This window comes from Amaricoccus solimangrovi, assembly GCF_006385685.1.
Taxonomy (GTDB): domain Bacteria; phylum Pseudomonadota; class Alphaproteobacteria; order Rhodobacterales; family Rhodobacteraceae; genus Amaricoccus; species Amaricoccus solimangrovi.
In genome coordinates, this window is the sequence record NZ_VFRP01000014.1 from 30,704 (window position 1) to 46,668 (window position 15,965).

Annotated in this window: 13 protein-coding genes; 10 read left to right on the forward strand and 3 right to left on the reverse strand. The window is 70.5% G+C overall.

The features are described from left to right. Nucleotides 1-2 precede the first annotated feature (2 nt). The 10 genes from FJM51_RS14240 (at nucleotide 3) to FJM51_RS14285 (ending at nucleotide 12,585) form a co-directional block, all read left to right on the forward strand. Nucleotides 3-1,526, forward strand: a complete 1,524-nt coding sequence (locus tag FJM51_RS14240) for an aldehyde dehydrogenase family protein (RefSeq protein WP_140454804.1) — start codon at nucleotides 3-5, stop codon at nucleotides 1,524-1,526. A 49-nt stretch (nucleotides 1,527-1,575) separates the two neighbouring features. Beyond that, nucleotides 1,576-2,820: an ABC transporter substrate-binding protein gene (locus tag FJM51_RS14245; RefSeq protein WP_140454805.1), complete on the forward strand. Its 1,245-nt coding sequence runs from the start codon at nucleotides 1,576-1,578 to the stop codon at nucleotides 2,818-2,820. Between the two features lie 77 nt (nucleotides 2,821-2,897). After that, the gene (locus FJM51_RS14250) at nucleotides 2,898-3,800 is read left to right on the forward strand and encodes a carbohydrate ABC transporter permease (protein WP_140454806.1); all 903 of its coding nucleotides are present in this window, start codon (nucleotides 2,898-2,900) and stop codon (nucleotides 3,798-3,800) included. After that, complete coding sequence (locus tag FJM51_RS14255) at nucleotides 3,800-4,747, forward strand: carbohydrate ABC transporter permease (RefSeq protein WP_140454807.1); 948 nt, start codon at nucleotides 3,800-3,802, stop codon at nucleotides 4,745-4,747. The genes FJM51_RS14250 and FJM51_RS14255 overlap by 1 nt, the downstream gene beginning before the upstream one ends. 108 nt (nucleotides 4,748-4,855) lie before the next feature. Continuing rightward, the gene (locus tag FJM51_RS14260; protein WP_140454808.1) at nucleotides 4,856-5,965 is read left to right on the forward strand and encodes an ABC transporter ATP-binding protein; all 1,110 of its coding nucleotides are present in this window, start codon (nucleotides 4,856-4,858) and stop codon (nucleotides 5,963-5,965) included. Continuing rightward, the gene (locus FJM51_RS14265) at nucleotides 5,965-7,446 is read left to right on the forward strand and encodes an FAD-dependent oxidoreductase (protein ID WP_140454809.1); all 1,482 of its coding nucleotides are present in this window, start codon (nucleotides 5,965-5,967) and stop codon (nucleotides 7,444-7,446) included. The genes FJM51_RS14260 and FJM51_RS14265 overlap by 1 nt, the downstream gene beginning before the upstream one ends. Then, nucleotides 7,443-9,047 (forward strand): GMC family oxidoreductase, encoded by a 1,605-nt coding sequence (locus FJM51_RS14270; protein ID WP_140454810.1) that lies wholly within the window; start codon nucleotides 7,443-7,445, stop codon nucleotides 9,045-9,047. The genes FJM51_RS14265 and FJM51_RS14270 overlap by 4 nt, the downstream gene beginning before the upstream one ends. Further along, nucleotides 9,044-10,057 carry a LacI family DNA-binding transcriptional regulator gene (locus FJM51_RS14275; protein ID WP_140454811.1) on the forward strand — a complete coding sequence of 338 codons (1,014 nt, stop codon included), beginning with the start codon at nucleotides 9,044-9,046 and terminating at the stop codon, nucleotides 10,055-10,057. The genes FJM51_RS14270 and FJM51_RS14275 overlap by 4 nt, the downstream gene beginning before the upstream one ends. A 20-nt stretch (nucleotides 10,058-10,077) precedes the next feature. Then, nucleotides 10,078-10,494, forward strand: coding sequence for an acyl-CoA thioesterase (locus FJM51_RS14280; protein ID WP_140454812.1), 417 nt, complete (start codon nucleotides 10,078-10,080; stop codon nucleotides 10,492-10,494). A 12-nt stretch (nucleotides 10,495-10,506) separates the two neighbouring features. Next, the gene (locus FJM51_RS14285) at nucleotides 10,507-12,585 is read left to right on the forward strand and encodes an FAD-dependent oxidoreductase (protein ID WP_140454813.1); all 2,079 of its coding nucleotides are present in this window, start codon (nucleotides 10,507-10,509) and stop codon (nucleotides 12,583-12,585) included. 9 nt (nucleotides 12,586-12,594) lie between these two features. Here the strand turns inward: FJM51_RS14285 and FJM51_RS14290 are convergent, their stop codons facing one another. From FJM51_RS14290 to FJM51_RS14300, 3 genes are read right to left on the reverse strand one after another with little or no spacing between them, the layout of a single operon-like run. Further along, a complete protein-coding gene (locus tag FJM51_RS14290; protein WP_140454814.1) occupies nucleotides 12,595-14,247 on the reverse strand; it encodes a GMC family oxidoreductase in 1,653 nt (550 codons plus the stop codon). After that, entirely contained in the window at nucleotides 14,244-14,888 is a 645-nt protein-coding gene (locus FJM51_RS14295; RefSeq protein WP_140454815.1) for a gluconate 2-dehydrogenase subunit 3 family protein, read from the reverse strand. The genes FJM51_RS14290 and FJM51_RS14295 overlap by 4 nt, the downstream gene beginning before the upstream one ends. After that, a complete protein-coding gene (locus tag FJM51_RS14300; RefSeq protein ID WP_210240291.1) occupies nucleotides 14,888-15,877 on the reverse strand; it encodes a hypothetical protein in 990 nt (329 codons plus the stop codon). Before FJM51_RS14300 ends, FJM51_RS14295 begins: the two co-directional genes overlap by 1 nt. Nucleotides 15,878-15,965 lie beyond the last annotated feature (88 nt).

Genomic DNA, 15,965 nt, shown 5'->3' on the forward strand with positions numbered 1-15,965 from the left:
CGATGCTGGACCTGACCTTGGTCGCCGCGCGCGACACGGCCCTGCCGGAGCCCGCCGAGATCCGGCACCTGATCGGCGGGGCGTGGCGCGGGAGCGCCGATGGCGCCACTTTCGAGCGCCGCTCGCCCGCGCATGACGTGGTGGTGACCCGTGCCGCGAAGGGCGGCGCGGCGGAGGCCGAGGCCGCGATCGCCGCGGCGCGGGAGGCTTTCGACGACGGGCGCTGGTCGGAGGTTTCCGGCAAGGAGCGCGCCGGGCTGCTCCTGCGCGTCGCGGATCTGATCGACCGCGAGCGCGAGCGGATCGCGCGGGTCGAGGTGCTCGAATCCGGCAAACCGATTTCGCAGGCCCGCGCCGAGATCGAGGGCGCGGCCGACCTCTGGCGCTACGCCGCGGCGCTGGCGCGGACCGTCGCGGGGGACAGCCACAACAGCCTCGGCCGCGACATGCTGGGCGTGGTGCTGAAGGAGCCGATCGGGGTCGCCTCGATCATCACGCCCTGGAACTTCCCCTTCCTGATCGTGAGCCAGAAGCTGCCCTTCGCGCTCGCCGCGGGATGCACCGCGGTGGTGAAACCTTCGGAGATGACGCCCACGACCACCATCATCCTCGGCGAACTGCTGATCGAGGCGGGGCTTCCCGCGGGCGTCGTCAACATCGTGCTCGGCTACGGCGATCCGGTAGGCGCGGTCATGACCACCGACCCGCGCGTCGACATGGTGACCTTCACCGGCTCCACCGCGGTCGGCAAGGCCATCGTCGCCGCGGCGGCGCCGACGCTGAAGAAGGTCTCGCTCGAGCTCGGCGGCAAGAACCCGCAGGTGATCTTTCCGGACGCGGATCTCGACTCCGCCGTCGATGCGATCGTCTTCGGCGTCTATTTCAACGCGGGCGAATGCTGCAATTCCGGCTCGCGGATCATCGTGCACGCGGACATCGCCGAGACGGTGACGGAGCGCGTCGTGGCGCTGTCGCGCAAGGTCGCCTTCGGCGATCCGCTCGACGAGGCGACTAAGGTCGGCGCGATCGTCTCGCCCGAGCATCAGGCGAAGATCGACGCCTATGTGAGGGGCGCGGTCGCGGCGGGCGCGACGGTCCGGCTTGGCGGCGCGGCGCTCGACGTGCCGGGGCTCGGCGGGCAGTTCTACCAGCCGACGGTGGTCGCGGGCGTGACGCCCGACATGGCGATCGCGCGGGAGGAGGTGTTCGGGCCCGTGCTCTCGGTCCTGACCTTCCGGACGATGGAGGAGGCGATCGGGCTCGCCAACGCGGCCTCCTACGGGCTCTCGGCCGGGGTATGGAGCGAGAACGTCCACACCTGCCTCGCCTTCGCGCGCGCCGCCCGGGCGGGGACGGTCTGGACCAACACCTGGATGGACGGTTTCGCCGAGATGCCCTTCGGCGGCGTCCGGGAGAGCGGGCAGGGCAGGGAGCTCGGCCGCTACGGGCTGGAGGAATTCCTTGAGGTGAAGACCGTGCAGATGCGGATCGGCCGCACGCGCGCACCCTGGGTGACGACCCGCTGACCCTCGGGCCGGCGGCGAGAGGCAACGATAACATCGGAGGAGAGACGGAATGCGGAAGATCTTGGCGACGGCCAGCTGCGCGCTCGCGCTGGCAACGGCGGGGGCCGCCTCGGCGGCCGACGTGGAGGTGCTGCACTGGTGGACCAGCGGCGGCGAGGCCGGCGCGCTCAACGTGCTGAAGCAGGATCTCGCGAACCAGGGCATCGGCTGGCAGGACATGCCGGTCGCGGGCGGCGGCGGCACGCAGGCGATGACGGTGCTGCGCGCCCGCGTCACCGCGGGCAACCCGCCCTCGGCCGTGCAGCTTCTCGGCTTCGACATCACCGACTGGGCCAAGGAGGGCGCGCTCGCCAATCTCGACGAGGTGGCGGACGCCGGAGGCTGGGGCGGCGTGGTGCCCGAGGCGATCCAGAAGTTCTCCAAGTACGACGGCCACTGGGTCGCGGCGCCGGTCAACGTCCACTCGACCAACTGGGTCTGGGCGAACAAGGCGATCCTCGACGAGCTCGGCATCGCGGTGCCGACCAGCTGGGACGAACTGGTCGCGGCGATGCAGAAGGTGAAGGATTCCGGCAAGACCGCCGTCGCCCACGGCGGTCAGCCGTGGCAGGACGCGACGATCTTCGACGCGGTGGTGATGTCGACCGGCGGGCTCGACTTCTACAAGAAGGCCTTCATCGACCTCGATCCCGAGGCGCTCGGCTCGCCCACCATGGTCGAGGCCTTCGACCGGATGACCACGATCCGGGGCTTCGTCGACGACAACTTCTCCGGGCGCGACTGGAATCTCGCCTCGGCGATGGTGATCAACGGCGAGGCGGCGTTCCAGTTCATGGGCGACTGGGCCAAGGGCGAGTTCCTGAACGCGGGCAAGGTGCCGGACAAGGACTTCCTCTGCTTCCGCTTCCCCGGAACCGAGAAGGAGGTGACGTTCAACACCGACCAGTTCGCCGTGTTCAAGCAGGGCGACACGGTGAAGCCGGAACAGGCGGCCCTGATCACGGCGATCATGTCGCCGGAGTTCCAGGTCTCCTTCAACAAGGTCAAGGGCTCGGTCCCGGCGCGCACCGACGTCTCCGTCGAGAGCTACGACGCCTGCGGCCAGAAGGCCTATGCCGAGATGAAGGCGGCCGCGGCCTCGGGCAACATGGTCGGTTCGATGGCGCATGGCCATGCCAATCCGGCCGCGATCAAGAACGCGATGTACGACGTCATCACCGCGCAGTTCAACGGCGAGTACGACTCCGAGACGGCGGCGCAGGAGCTCGTCGACGCGGTCCAGCTCGCCCAGTGATCGCCCGCTGATCGGGCGCTGATCGGTCCGGAGGGCGGCGCGCCGCCCTCCCATCCCCCTCCCACGGAGGCTACCCCATGGCACAGACCACATCGGGCCGCGGCGGGAGCGGCGGCGACTGGCTGCGCGACGCGCTCCCCCGGCTGGTGCTCAGCCCGAGCTTCGCGATCGTGCTGATCTTCGTCTACGGCTTCATCCTCTTCACCTTCGTCCTCAGCTTCACCGACAGCCGCATCCTCCCCTCGTTCGGCTTCGTGGGCTGGGAGAACTACCAGAAGCTCTTCGGGCTCAGGGCCTGGGGCATCGCGGTAAAGAACCTCGCGATCTTCGGCTCGCTCTACATCGTGATCTGCTGCGCGATCGGGCTCCTGCTCGCGATCCTGCTCGACCAGAAGATCCGCGCCGAGGGGTTCATCCGCACGATCTACCTCTATCCGATGGCGCTCTCCTTCATCGTCACCGGCACGGCCTGGAAATGGTTCCTCGACCCCGGCATCGGCCTTCAGGCGGTGGTGCGCTCCTGGGGCTGGGAGAGTTTCACCTTCGACTGGATCAAGAATTCCGAGATGGCGATCTACACCATCGTCATCGCTGCGGTCTGGCAGACCTCCGGCTTCGTGATGGCGATGTTCCTCGCCGGGCTGCGCGGCATCGACACCGAGATGATGAAGGCCGCGCAGATCGACGGCGCCTCGACCTTCGCGCTCTACCGCCGGATCGTGATCCCGCAGCTGCGCCCCGCCTTCATGTCGGCCTTCGTCGTGCTCGCCCACATGGCGATCAAGTCCTACGACCTCGTGATCGCGCTGACCGGCGGCGGTCCCGGCACGGCGACCGAACTGCCCGCGACCTTCATGTACTCCTACACCTTCACCCGGAACCAGATGGGCATCGGCGCGGCCTCGGCGGTGATCATGCTGATGACGATCGCCGCGATCATGGTGCCCTTCATCTACTCCGAGCTCAGGGAGAAGAAGTGATGGCGACAGACCTCAGCGCCGAAGCCTCGGCGGCCGCGATCAAGCCCGTCAGGCAGGCGCCGCCCAGCGGCTCCCATGGCTCATCCCAGGTGATCAGGACCGGCGGCGCCGCGCGGATCGTCATCTATCTGATCCTCGCGCTCTTCTGCCTCTACTACCTGCTGCCGCTCTACATCATGGTGGTGAACTCCCTGAAGCCGCTCAGCGAGATCACCGCCGGCGGCATGATGGCGCTGCCGCGGGACTGGACGCTCTCCCCCTGGGCCAGCGCCTGGTCGACGGCGCAGATCGGCGTCGCGGCGACGGGTCTCCGGCCCTTCTTCCTGAACTCGATCCTGATGGTGGTCCCCGCCGTCGCGATCTCGACCGTGCTCGGCGCGATGAACGGCTACGTGCTGACGAAATGGCGCTTCCGGGGCGACACCTGGGTCTTCGGCCTCCTGCTCTTCGCCTGCTTCATCCCGTTCCAGATGGTGCTGATCCCGATGGCCCGGATGCTCGGCCTCGTCGGGCTCGCGGGCACCGTGCCCGGCCTCATCTTCGTCCATCTCGTCTACGGCATCGGCTTCTCGACGCTCTACTTCAGGAACTACTACCAGCAGTTCCCGACCGAGCTGGTGCGCGCGGCGCAGATCGACGGAGCCGGGTTCTTCACCATCTTCCGCCGGATCATGCTGCCCTCCTCGGGGCCGATCGCCGTGGTCTGCGTCATCTGGCAGTTCACCAACATCTGGAACGACTTCCTCTTCGGCGCCTCCTTCTCCGACTTCGACAGCCAGCCGATGACGGTGGCCTTGAACAACCTCGTCCAGTCCTCGACGGGCGTGAAGGAATACAACGTGCATTTCGCGGGCGCGATCATGGCCGCCCTTCCCACCCTCCTCGTCTACATCGTCGCCGGGCGGTACTTCGTCCGCGGGCTGATGGCAGGCTCCGTGAAAGGGTGAGGACCGGTCGCGCTTGCGCGAGGGAACGCGCCGGTGGCGCGTTTCCAGGACCGAACGCTCCGAGCCCCGCGAGGGGCGGACAGGCATCAGATTCGCAGAGGTAAGATCATGGGCTTTCTCGACATCAACCGGGCGACCAAGTCCTACGGCGCCGTCAAGGTGCTCCACGAGACCGACATCTCGATCGACGAGGGCGAGTTCCTCGTGCTCGTCGGCCCCTCCGGCTGCGGCAAGTCCACGCTCCTCAACATGATCGCGGGGCTCGAGGAGATCACCACCGGCGACATCGCGATCAAGGGCCGCTCGATGAACGGCGTGCGGCCCGCCGAGCGCAACATCGCCATGGTGTTCCAGAGCTACGCGCTCTACCCGAACATGAACGTGGCGCAGAACATCGCCTTCGGCCTCGAGATGCACGGCGTGCCGAAGCCGGAGCGCGACAAGGCGGTGGCGCAGGTCGCCGAGCTCCTGCAGATCAATCACCTGCTCGACCGCAAGCCCGGCCAGCTCTCGGGCGGCCAGCGCCAGCGCGTCGCGATGGGACGCGCGCTGGTGCGCGATCCGGACGTGTTCCTGTTCGACGAGCCGCTGTCGAACCTCGACGCGAAGCTCCGCGTCGACATGCGCACCGAGATCAAGAAGCTGCACCAGAAGCTCCGGACCACGATCGTCTACGTGACTCACGACCAGATCGAGGCGCTGACGCTCTCGACCCGGATCGCGGTGATGTTCGGCGGCCACGTCCAGCAGCTCGGCACGCCGAAGGAGATCTACGACCGGCCTGCGAACATGTTCGTCGCGGGCTTCATGGGCTCGCCGTCGATGAACCTCTTCCCCGCGACGATCGCGGTCGAGAACGGGCGGGCGGTGGCGAAGGCGAGGAAGAGCGGCGGCGAGGTGACGCTGCCCTTCGCCGAGGGGCGGGGCTTCGAGGCGCAGGCGGGGCGCGAGATCGTGCTCGGCCTGCGCCCCGAGGCGATCACCGACCGCGATGGCGCGGACCACCGCAGCCGGGCGGTGCATGTGATCGAGGTGCCGGTGGAGATCACCGAGCCCGCCGGATCGGACACCTTCGTGATGGCGCACCTCGGCGGCAAGGAGGTCACCGGGCGCTTCCGAGCGGACGTCGACGTGCGGCCGGGGCAGGTCTTTCCCTTCGCGATCAACATGGAGAAGGCGGTCGCCTTCGACCCCAGGACCGAGGCGCGGATCGCGTGATGCCGGACGGGCCGGACATCGTCATCATCGGCTCCGGCATCGGCGGGGCCACCGTGGCCGCGGCGCTGGCGCCGAGCGGGCGGCGGATCGTGATCCTCGAACGGGGCGAGCGGCTCGCGGATTGTCCCGAGGCGCGCGACGAGGCGGCGATCTTCGCGCGCGGGCATTTCCGTCCGGTGGAGACCTGGCACACGCCGGAGGGTGAGGCGTTCAACCCCGGAAATTACTACTACGTCGGCGGCAATTCGAAGCTTTACGGCGCGGTGCTGATCCGCTACCGCGCCGAGGATTTCCGGCCGATGCGCCATCTCGGCGGGACGACGCCCGGCTGGCCGGTCAGCTACGACGAATTCGAGCCGTGGTATCAGCGTGCCGAGCAGATGTTCCGCGTGCGGGGCGACGCGGCGCAGGATCCGACCGAGCCGCGCCATTCGGGCGCCTATCCCTTCCCGCCGGTGCCCGACGAGCCGGACATCTCCGACACGCGCGCGCGGCTGAGGCGCGCCGGGGTGACGCCCTCGCCGCTGCCGCTCGGGGTGGAGATCGAGGGCTGGCTCCGGCGCGCACCGACGCCCTGGGACGCCTTCCCCGACACGACGGGCGCGAAATGCGACGCGGAGAGCGTCGGGATCGCGGCGGCGCTCGCCCATCCGAACGTGACGCTCGAGACCGGCGCGCGGGTGACGCGGCTCGCCGCGGACGGCTCGGGGCGCGTGGTGGCGGTGGAGTACGAGCAGGGCGGGGTCGCGAAGCGGCTCGCGCCGGGGCTCGTCATCCTGAGCGCGGGCGCGGTCAATTCGGCGGTGCTCCTGCTCCGCTCGGGGCTCGCGAACCGGTCGGATCAGGTGGGGCGGAACTTCATGAACCACAACTGCTCGGCGGTGCTGGCGATACACCCGTTCCGGCGCAACCGGGCGGTCTATCAGAAGACCTTCCTCGTCAATGACTTCTATCTCACCGGAGGCCCGGACGGCGCGCCGCTCGGCAACATCCAGCTGCTCGGCAAGATCTCCGGGCCGATCCTCGCGGCGGCCGCCGGCCTGCCCCGGCCGGTCGCGCACTGGATCGCCGCCCACGCGGTGGACTTCTACGCGATGAGCGAGGACCTGCCGCATCCCGACAGCCGCGTGAGCGTGGAGGGCGAGCGGATCGTCTTCGACTGGCGCCGCTCGAACTGGGAGGCGCACGAGGCGCTGGTGGCGAAGCTCAAGGCCCTGCTGCGGCGCGCGGGTTTCCCGATCGTGCTCGCGAAACCGTTCGACCGCCGCACGCCCTCGCATCAGTGCGGCACGGCGAAGATGGGGACGGATCCCGCGTCGAGCGTGGTCGACACCTATTGCCGGACGCACGACCACCCGAACCTCTTCGTGGTGGACGCGAGCTTCCTGCCGACCTCGGCGGCGGTCAATCCCGCGCTCACCATCGCCGCGCAGGCGCTGCGCGTGGGCGATCACATCATCTCGAAGGATCTCGCGGCATGAGCGGCGAAGGCTACGATTTCGTCATCGTCGGCGGCGGCTCGGCCGGCTGCGTGCTCGCGGCGCGGCTGTCGGAGGATCCGGCTGCGAAGGTACTGCTGCTCGAAGCGGGGGGCACGGACCGGCATCCGTTCTACCACCTGCCGGCGGGTTTCGCGAAGATGACCAAGGGGATCGGCTCGTGGGGCTGGTCCACCGTGCCGCAGCGGCACATGAAGGACATGGTGATACGGTTCACCCAAGGAAAGGTGATCGGCGGCGGCTCGGCGATCAACGCGCAGATCTACACCCGCGGCAATGCGCTCGACTACGACGAGTGGCGACAGATGGGCTGCGACGGCTGGTCCTACGAGGAGGTGCTGCCGTATTTCCGCAAGGCCGAGGACAACGACACGCACGAGAACCGCTGGCATGGGAAGGGCGGGCCGCTCGGCGTCTCGAAACCGCGCGCGCCGCTGCCGATCTGCGAGGCCTGGTTCGCCGCCGCCGCCGAGCTTGGCATCCCGCGCAACGACGACATGGCGGGCGAGACGCAGGACGGCGTCGGCTACTACCAGCTGACCCAGCGCGACGCGCGGCGGTCCTCGGCGGCGATGGCCTATCTCGCGCCGAACCGGGCGCGGAAGAACCTCACGGTGCGGACCGGCGCGCAGGTGAAACGGATCCTGGTGGAGAACGGGCGGGCCACCGGCGTCGAGATGATGGACGGCGCGCGGATCACGGCGGCGAGCGAGGTCATCCTCTCGTCGGGTGCGATCGGCTCGCCCCGGATGCTGATGCTCTCGGGGATCGGCCCGGCGGATCATCTGGCGGAGGTGGGAGTCCGTCCGGTGTTCGACCAGCCCGGGGTGGGGTCGAACTTCCAGGACCATCTCGACCTCTTCGTGATCGCGGAGGTCACCGGCCCGCACACCTACGACCGTTACGCGAAGCCGCACTGGTCGGCGGTGGCGGGGCTCCAGTACCTGCTGACGAAGACGGGGCCGGTGGCGTCGAGCCTGTTCGAGACCGGCGGCTTCTGGTACGCGGAGAAGGACGCGCGCTCGCCCGACATCCAGTTCCACCTCGGCCTCGGCTCGGGGATCGAGGCGGGGGTGGAGGCGATGCCGAACGGCGGCGTCACGCTCAACTCCGCCTATCTCCGCCCCCGCTCGCGCGGCACGATCCGGCTCGCCTCCGCCGATCCGGCCGCGGCGCCGCTCATCGATCCGAACTACTGGGAGGATCCGCACGACCGGGAAATGTCGATCCGCGGGCTCAGGCTCGCGCAGGAGATCATGCGCGGCGAGCCGTTGAAACCCTATGTCCTCGCCGAGCGCCTGCCGGGGCCGGGGGTGCGGAGCGACCAGGACTATTTCGACTTCGCCTGCCGCCACGCCAAGACCGACCACCACCCGGCGGGCACCTGCCGCATGGGCTCGGACGCGGCGGCGGTGGTCGATCCCAGGCTCCGCTTCAACGGGATCGAACGGCTCCGCGTCGTCGACGCCTCGATCATGCCGCGGCTCGTTTCCTCCAACACCAACGCGCCCACGATCATGATCGCGGAGAAGGCCGCCGACATGATCCGCGCCGATCACCGGGGGGCGGGGAGGGCGGCGTGAGCAGGAGGCCGACGATCGTGGACGTGGCGAGGGCGGCGGGCGTCTCGAAATCCACCGTCTCGAACGTGCTCCAGAACAGCCCGCTGGTGAAGCCCGCGACGCGCAAACTGGTCGAGCAGGCGATGGGGGATCTCGGCTATGTCTACAACCGCTCGGCGGCGAACCTGCGCGGCGGCGACATCGGCCTGATCGGCCTCGTCATCAACGACCTGCGCAACCCGTTCTTCACCGAATTCGCCGCCAGCGCGCAGATGACCTTCGCCGAGCGCGGCTATGCGACCGTGATCGCCAATACCGACGAGAAGCCGGAGATCCAGGCCCAGGTCATCGCCTCGATGATCGAGCATGGCGTCTCGGGCTTCCTGATCTCGCCCGACTACGTGCCCGAGGAGGAAGGGCTCGAGACCATCCGCCGCGCCGGGATTCCCGCGATGCAGGTGCTGCGCCGGATCGATCCCCGGACCGACGTCTTCCCCTTCGCCTCGCTCGACTACGCGACCGGCGGGCGGCTCGCGGCCGAGCATCTGCTGGGGCTGGGGCTGCGTCGGATCGCCTTCGTCGGCGGGCTCGCGAACCGGCCGGTGACGGAGGAACGCATGTCGGGCTATCGCGCCGCGATGGCCGAGGCGGGGCTCGATACGGCGGCCTTCCACGGCCGGCCATCGCGCGCCTTCGGCCGCGACATGGCGCTCGCGCTTCGCGCGCGGCATCCGGAGATCGAAGGGGCGATCTGCTTCTCCGACCTCGTGGCGCTCGGGATGCTCGCGGGCTTCGCCGAGGCGGGGACGCGGGTCGGGACCGACTTCCGCCTCGTCGGCTTCGACGACATCGAGGAATGCGCGCTGACCTGGCCCCGGCTTTCCTCGGTGCGCTGCGATGTGGCGCGCTTCGGGCGCGAATCCGCCGAGGCGATGCTGGCCTGGCTCGAGGAAGGCCGGCAGCCGCCGCCGATGCGCCGCGCGCCGGTCGAACTGGTGGCGCGGCATTCGAGCCTCGGGGTGCCGGGGTGACAGGCAATGGAGCGACGGAAATGCTGTCGAACACGCTGATCCGCCGGATCGAATGGGGCGACTGCGACCCCGCCGGCATCGTCTTCAACCCGCGATTCTTCGCCTTCTTCGATCACGGCACCGCGATGCTGATCGAGGCCGCCGGCTGGCCGATGACGCGCGCCGTGGCGGAATTCGGACCGATCGGCTGGCCGCTGGTCGCGACCCGCGCCACCTTCAGCGCGCCCTGCGCGACCGGCGAGGACGTGACCATCACCACCCGCGTCGTCGAGGCGCGCAACTCGAGCTTCGACATCCACCACCTGCTTGCGAAGGACGGCGAGACCCGCGTCGAAGGGTTCGAGACCCGGGTCTGGACGCTGCGTGACGCCGCGACCGGCCGGCTACGCGCCGCGCCGCTGCCCGCGCCGCTTCGCGCGCGCTTCCTGAGCCAGTAGAGGAACCGTCCGATGAGCGTGAACGTCCCCGAAGCCATCCTCGACGCGCTCACCGACGTCGAGATGCCCCGGCTGCCGCCCGAGCGTGGCGCAACGGAGACGATGCGCGTCGGCGGCTGGGACATCCCCGTCCACCGCCACGGCTGCGTCGTGGTCGGGAGCGGCGCCGCCGGGCTCCGCGCGGCGGTGGAGCTCCGGCGGCGCGGCTGCGACGTCGCGGTGGTGAGCCAGAGCGCATGGGGTGGTACCTCAGCCTGCTCGGGATCGGACAAGCAGACGCTGCACACCGCGAATACCGCCGATCGCGGCGACGACCTGAAGGCGATGGCCCGCGCGATCCGCGCCGGGGGCGCGATGGACGCCGACACGGCCTATGTCGAGGCGGTGGGCTCGGCGCGGGCGATGGCTTCGCTCCAGTACCTCGGCCTGCCGCTGCCGCAGGACCGTTTCGGCGGCACACTCCGCTATCAGACCGACCACGACGAGGTCGGGCGCGCGACGAGCTGCGGCCCGCGCACCTCGCGCCTGATGGTGAAGGTGCTGGCCGAGGAGGCGATCCGGCTCGGCATCCCGCTCCTGAACCAGACCACCGCCGTCCGGATCCTGACCGCCGGATCCGGCGCCGCGCGCCACGCGCTCGGCATCCTCGCGATCCGCCCCCGGCATCGGAGCGAGGCCAATCCGCTCGGCCTCGTCCTCTTGGAGTGCGCCGCGCTGGTCCTCGCCGCCGGGGGGCCCGGGGAGCTCTACCGCGACAGCGTCTATCCGAACGGCTGCTTCGGCTCGCTCGGGCTGGCGCTCGAGGCCGGGATCGACCTCGTGAACCTGACCGAGAGCCAGTTCGGCATCGGCACGCGGCGCGAGGGCTTCCCCTGGAACCTCTCGGGCACCTATGTCCAGGCGCTGCCGCATATCTACTCGCTCGACCAGAGCGGCGCGGAGCATCACTTCCTCGCCGACTACTACCGGAGCACGCGCGAGCTCGCCTCGAACGTGTTCCGCAAGGGCTATCAATGGCCGTTCCACGCGACGCGGATGCTCGACTTCGGCTCGAGCCTCGTCGATCTGGCGATCCACCGCGAGACCTCCGCCGGGCGGCGGGTGTTCATGGACTTCAACCGGAACCCGCTCCCGGTGCCCGGAAGCGCGCCCTTCGGGCTCGATGATCTCGACGAGGATGCGCGGAGCTATCTCGCGACGGCGGGGGCGACCCAGGCGCTGCCGATCGAGCGGCTGCGCCACATGAACCCGCTCGCGATCGAACTCTACCGCCGCTACAAGATCGACATCGCCGCCGAGCCGCTCGAATTCGCGGTGAACAACCAGCACATGAACGGCGGAATCGCGGTCGACACCTGGGGGCGGACCAGCCTCGCGGGCTGCTACGCGGTCGGCGAGGCGGCGGGCACGCATGGCGTGACCCGGCCCGGCGGCGCGGCGCTGAACGCCGGCCAGGTCTTCGGCACGCGCGCGGCGGAGGACATCGCGGCGCGCGGTCTCGCCGCCCCGGCCGCCGGCGGGATCGCCGCCGCGGCGGAGGAGGGCGTCGCCGCGATCCGCGCCACGCTCCGCCCCGAAAGCCCGCTCGGCCTCCCAAAAATACGCGAAAGCGTGCAGGCCCGGATGAGCGAGCACGCCGGCATGATCTGCGATGGCCCCGGCGTCGCCTCCGCGCTCGCGGAGGCGCGCGCGCTCAACGCCGAGATCGAGGCGAGGGGCATCGCGTCCGGCCGCGCCGCCGAGGCGGCGCGCGCGCTGCAGTGGCGGCAGATGGCGCTCGCCTCCGAGGCGGTGCTGGCCGCGCTCGATCACTTCATCGCCCAGGGCGGCGGCAGCCGGGGCGCGCGCGCGATCATCGCCGCAGATGGCGAGGCGGTGCCGCGCGGGCGCGCGGGCGCGCTCGAAGACTACCGCTTCCGGACCGAGCGCGCCGCGCAGCGCGGCGAGCAGATCCATCTGCGGCGCGAGGATGGGGCGATCCGGATCACGACACGGCCCAACCGTCCTTTCGACGAGGATGCGAAATCCTTCTTCGAACGCGACTGGCCCGACTGGCTGACCGGGCGGATCTACGAGCCAGGAGGCGGGTGAGAAGGCGTCTCAGCCGATCTCCCCCCGGCGCGCCAGCGCCTTGATCCGCTCCGCGATGCGCAGGGAATTCGCGACGATGGTCAGCGACGGGTTGACCCCGCCGCCGGTCGGAAAGAGCGAGCCGTCGCAGACGAAGAGATTGTCGATGTCCCAGCTTCGCCCGTCGGCGTTCACGACGCTCGACGCCGGATCCACGCCCATCCGGCAACCGCCCATCAGATGCGCGGTATCGGCGGTCTCGTAGAGGTCGCGGCCGCCCGCGGCGTCGAGCACCGCGCGCATGAAGCGCTGCGCGTGGGTGAAGAGCCGGCGGTCGTTGTCGCAGTAGCCGAAGGTGACCTTCGGCACCGGCAGGCCGAGCGCGTCGGTCTCTTCGGAAAGCTCGACCCGGTTCTCGTCCCGCGCCTGCGTCTCGCCGACGATCTTGAGCCCCGCCATGTGATTGTAATGGCCCATCCACCGCCGCAGCCGGTGGCCGAAGACCCCCTCGTTCGAGACGAGCGCGGTGGCGAAATCGGTCGGGAGCGGCCCCTGGCTCATGAAGGCGTAGCCGCCGTCGAAATCCTTGTCGTCGTCGTAGTTCCAGCGTTCGCAGACCGCGAGCGAGGGCGGCCCCTTGTACCAGCGGATCTCCTCCTCCATCACGCCCCAGACCGCGTGGTTCGAATGGACCATCAGATTGGTCCCGACGAGCCCGCTCGAATTGGCCAGGCCGTCCGGATGGGCCGGGCAGGCGGAATGGAGCAGGAGCCGCGGCGTCTCGATCGAATAGCCCGCGACGATGACCGCGCGCGCCTTCTGGAGGCGCCACGCGCCGCTCCGGTGATAGCGGACCCCCGTGACGCGGCCGTCGCGCCCGGTCTCGATCCGCCCCACCATCGCGAGGTCGCGGATCTCCGCCCCGGCCGCGAGCGCGCGCGGCACGAAGGTCACCAGCATCGACTGTTTCGCATTGGTCGCGCAGCCGATCTTGCAGAAGCCGCGGTAGACGCAGGGATGGGCGAGGCCGCGCGGCGCCGAGAGGCTCGCCGTCGGCGTCGGCGCCCAGGCGGTGCCAAGCGCCTCGCAGCCGCGCGCGAGCACCAGCGCCGAGGCCGAAAGCTCGTGCTCGCGGTAGGGATACCGCCCCCGCGGCGGCCCCCAGGGGTAGCGGACCGGCCCGGCGATCTTCATCGCGTCCTCGGCGAGGTCGTAATAGTGCCACATCTCGCGCCAGTCGACCGGCCAGTCATGGCCGTAGCCGAGCAGGCTCCGGGCCTTGAACCATTCGGGGCGCCAGCGCAGCGCGACCATCTGGAAATGCACCGTGGTGCCCCCGACCGCCTTGCCCGAGTTGTTGGAGCCGAATTCGAGCGGATCGGCGCCGCCCGAGATCCGTTCGTCGAGCCAGTAGAGCTTTTCCTGCTCCCGCTCGTCGGAGGCGAAATCCTCGAGCGGCCGGTAGAAGGCTCCCGCGTCGAAGGCGACGACCGAATGCCCCGCCTCGGCGAGCCGCGCGGCGAGCACCGAGCCGCCGCAGCCGGTGCCGACGATCGCGAAATCGACCGGCTCGTTCTCGGAATACCGCCGCATCGGCACCCAGCCCCCCGGGCGGAACACGTCGGGAGCGCGGCCCTCCGCCGCGCGGGGCCGGGTCTCGGCGTCGGAGACGACGGCGCTCATGGGGCGCCTTCCAGCGCCTGGGGCGGCCGGACCTCCTCCGCCTCCCACGGATCGCGCATGTCGGGGCCGAGCCGGACGTAGCCGCGCGGCGCGGCGGGGCCGCCGAAGCCGATCTCGTTCCAGGCGAGGGGATGGGCGTAATAGATCTTCACCGCCTCCTTGAGCAGCACGTGGCGGAAGAAACGCCGCGGGTGGAGGCCTTCCCAGGCCGCGGGATCGGTCTCGCCCGCGTCGATGGCGGCGAGCAGCGCGTGGCGCTCCTCCGCCGTCAGCGTCTCGAAGGACCGGCCATGCCGCCGTTCCGCCTCCGCCGCGATCGCGGCGAGCCCGCGCCGCCAGGCCTCGCGCGGGGGCGGCGCGTCGGCGTAGCGGGTGCCGCTTCCCTCGTTGTTCCACAGCATCGCATCGACGAAGGCCTCGACCGGGATCCGCGCCGCCTCGCTCCGCTCCGGCTGCGGCAGGATCGTCTCGATCACCGAACGCAGCAGACGGTATTCCGCCTCGCCGAGGAACCGCCGGGGCGGCACGTTCTCCAGCCGGTCGGCGACCACGCGCCGCGTCGCGTCGTTCCAGGACGGCCCATCCCATTTCGCGAGCACGTCGTAGCCGGGATAGGGTGTTTCGAAGGGTTTCTCGTCCATCAGCCTCTCCTTCCAGGCGCGAGCAGCCGTAGCGCCGCGAAGCCGCCGAGCGCGATCCCGGCGAGGCTCGGCGGCGCCGCGACCGGCGGCCCCTGGAACAGGTTCTGCGTCCAGTTGCGCCAGCCGCCGTTGCCCCGGCTCACGCCATAGGCGTGAAATCCGGTTCCGACGAGGCCGAGCACGCTCGTGAGCGCGAGCGCGCCCCGGGCGAGCCGGAGCCGCGCCGGGCTCGGGCGCAGCGTCGCCGCGGCGAGCGCGAGGCCGGTCGCGGGAACCGCGGTGACCGGGGCGTACATCGCCGGATTCTGGAACGCGCCCCGGAAATGCAGCAGCCCGACCTCCGCGGTCAGTCCGAAGAGCCCGCCCGCGCCCAGAAGCCCGAGCGCGCGCCCCGCGGCGCGCGGTTCCCTTTCCTCCGCCGCCAGCGCGCCGAGGCCGAGACCGCCGGCGAGCACGAGCGCCCCGGGCGCGCCGAAGGGCGCGCGGTAGAAGAGATTGTTGAAGCTGAGCCCGCCCGGCCGCGACAGGATGTTCCGGAAATGGAACACCGTGCCCGCGAGCCCGGTGAGCGCCGCGCCCCGGAAGACGAGGCGGCGCGGCCCCGCGCTCGCCCGGGACAGCGCGGTGGCGACGCCGGCGGCGACGGTCGCGCCCGCGACGAGCGGCGCCGCGTACATCCGGCGCTCCCGGAAATTCGCGCGCGAATGCTCCATCGCGCTGTCGGCCAGCACGCTTCCCGCGAGCAGCGCCGCGCCCAGCCCGGCGAGCCTCGCGGCGCGGGAGGGCCGTCCGCCCCGGGCGCCGAGCAAGGCGCCCCCCGCCACGGCCAGGGCGAGCCCCCCGCCGGTCGCTCTCACCAGAGTCGCGGGCGCTGTCTCCGGCTGGCGGCGGGAGGGCGCGGGCCGGGAGGTCCGGGTCTGACCCGGGGGCGAGCCGTGGCAGGGGGCGGGGTGGCTGTCGCTGGGCTGTGTCCGCGTGGAAAATGCCATGGGCTGGCTCTCCGTATTCAGGGCGTATCGAGGTCGCGCCGCTCCGGCACCGGCGAGGATCCAACGTCCGCCCCGCCGCTTCGTTTCG

Bases quoted from the DNA above. Each gene is read 5' to 3' on its own strand.
- FJM51_RS14240 (WP_140454804.1), top strand. From the start codon at position 3: ATGCTGGACCTGACCTTGGTCGCCGCGCGCGACACGGCCCTGCCGGAG.
- FJM51_RS14300 (WP_210240291.1), bottom strand. From the start codon at position 15,877: ATGGCATTTTCCACGCGGACACAGCCCAGCGACAGCCACCCCGCCCCC.
- FJM51_RS14295 (WP_140454815.1), bottom strand. From the start codon at position 14,888: ATGGACGAGAAACCCTTCGAAACACCCTATCCCGGCTACGACGTGCTC.
- FJM51_RS14255 (WP_140454807.1), top strand. From the start codon at position 3,800: ATGGCGACAGACCTCAGCGCCGAAGCCTCGGCGGCCGCGATCAAGCCC.
- FJM51_RS14285 (WP_140454813.1), top strand. From the start codon at position 10,507: ATGAGCGTGAACGTCCCCGAAGCCATCCTCGACGCGCTCACCGACGTC.
- FJM51_RS14250 (WP_140454806.1), top strand. From the start codon at position 2,898: ATGGCACAGACCACATCGGGCCGCGGCGGGAGCGGCGGCGACTGGCTG.
- FJM51_RS14280 (WP_140454812.1), top strand. From the start codon at position 10,078: ATGCTGTCGAACACGCTGATCCGCCGGATCGAATGGGGCGACTGCGAC.
- FJM51_RS14260 (WP_140454808.1), top strand. From the start codon at position 4,856: ATGGGCTTTCTCGACATCAACCGGGCGACCAAGTCCTACGGCGCCGTC.
- FJM51_RS14270 (WP_140454810.1), top strand. From the start codon at position 7,443: ATGAGCGGCGAAGGCTACGATTTCGTCATCGTCGGCGGCGGCTCGGCC.
- FJM51_RS14290 (WP_140454814.1), bottom strand. From the start codon at position 14,247: ATGAGCGCCGTCGTCTCCGACGCCGAGACCCGGCCCCGCGCGGCGGAG.
- FJM51_RS14265 (WP_140454809.1), top strand. From the start codon at position 5,965: ATGCCGGACGGGCCGGACATCGTCATCATCGGCTCCGGCATCGGCGGG.
- FJM51_RS14245 (WP_140454805.1), top strand. From the start codon at position 1,576: ATGCGGAAGATCTTGGCGACGGCCAGCTGCGCGCTCGCGCTGGCAACG.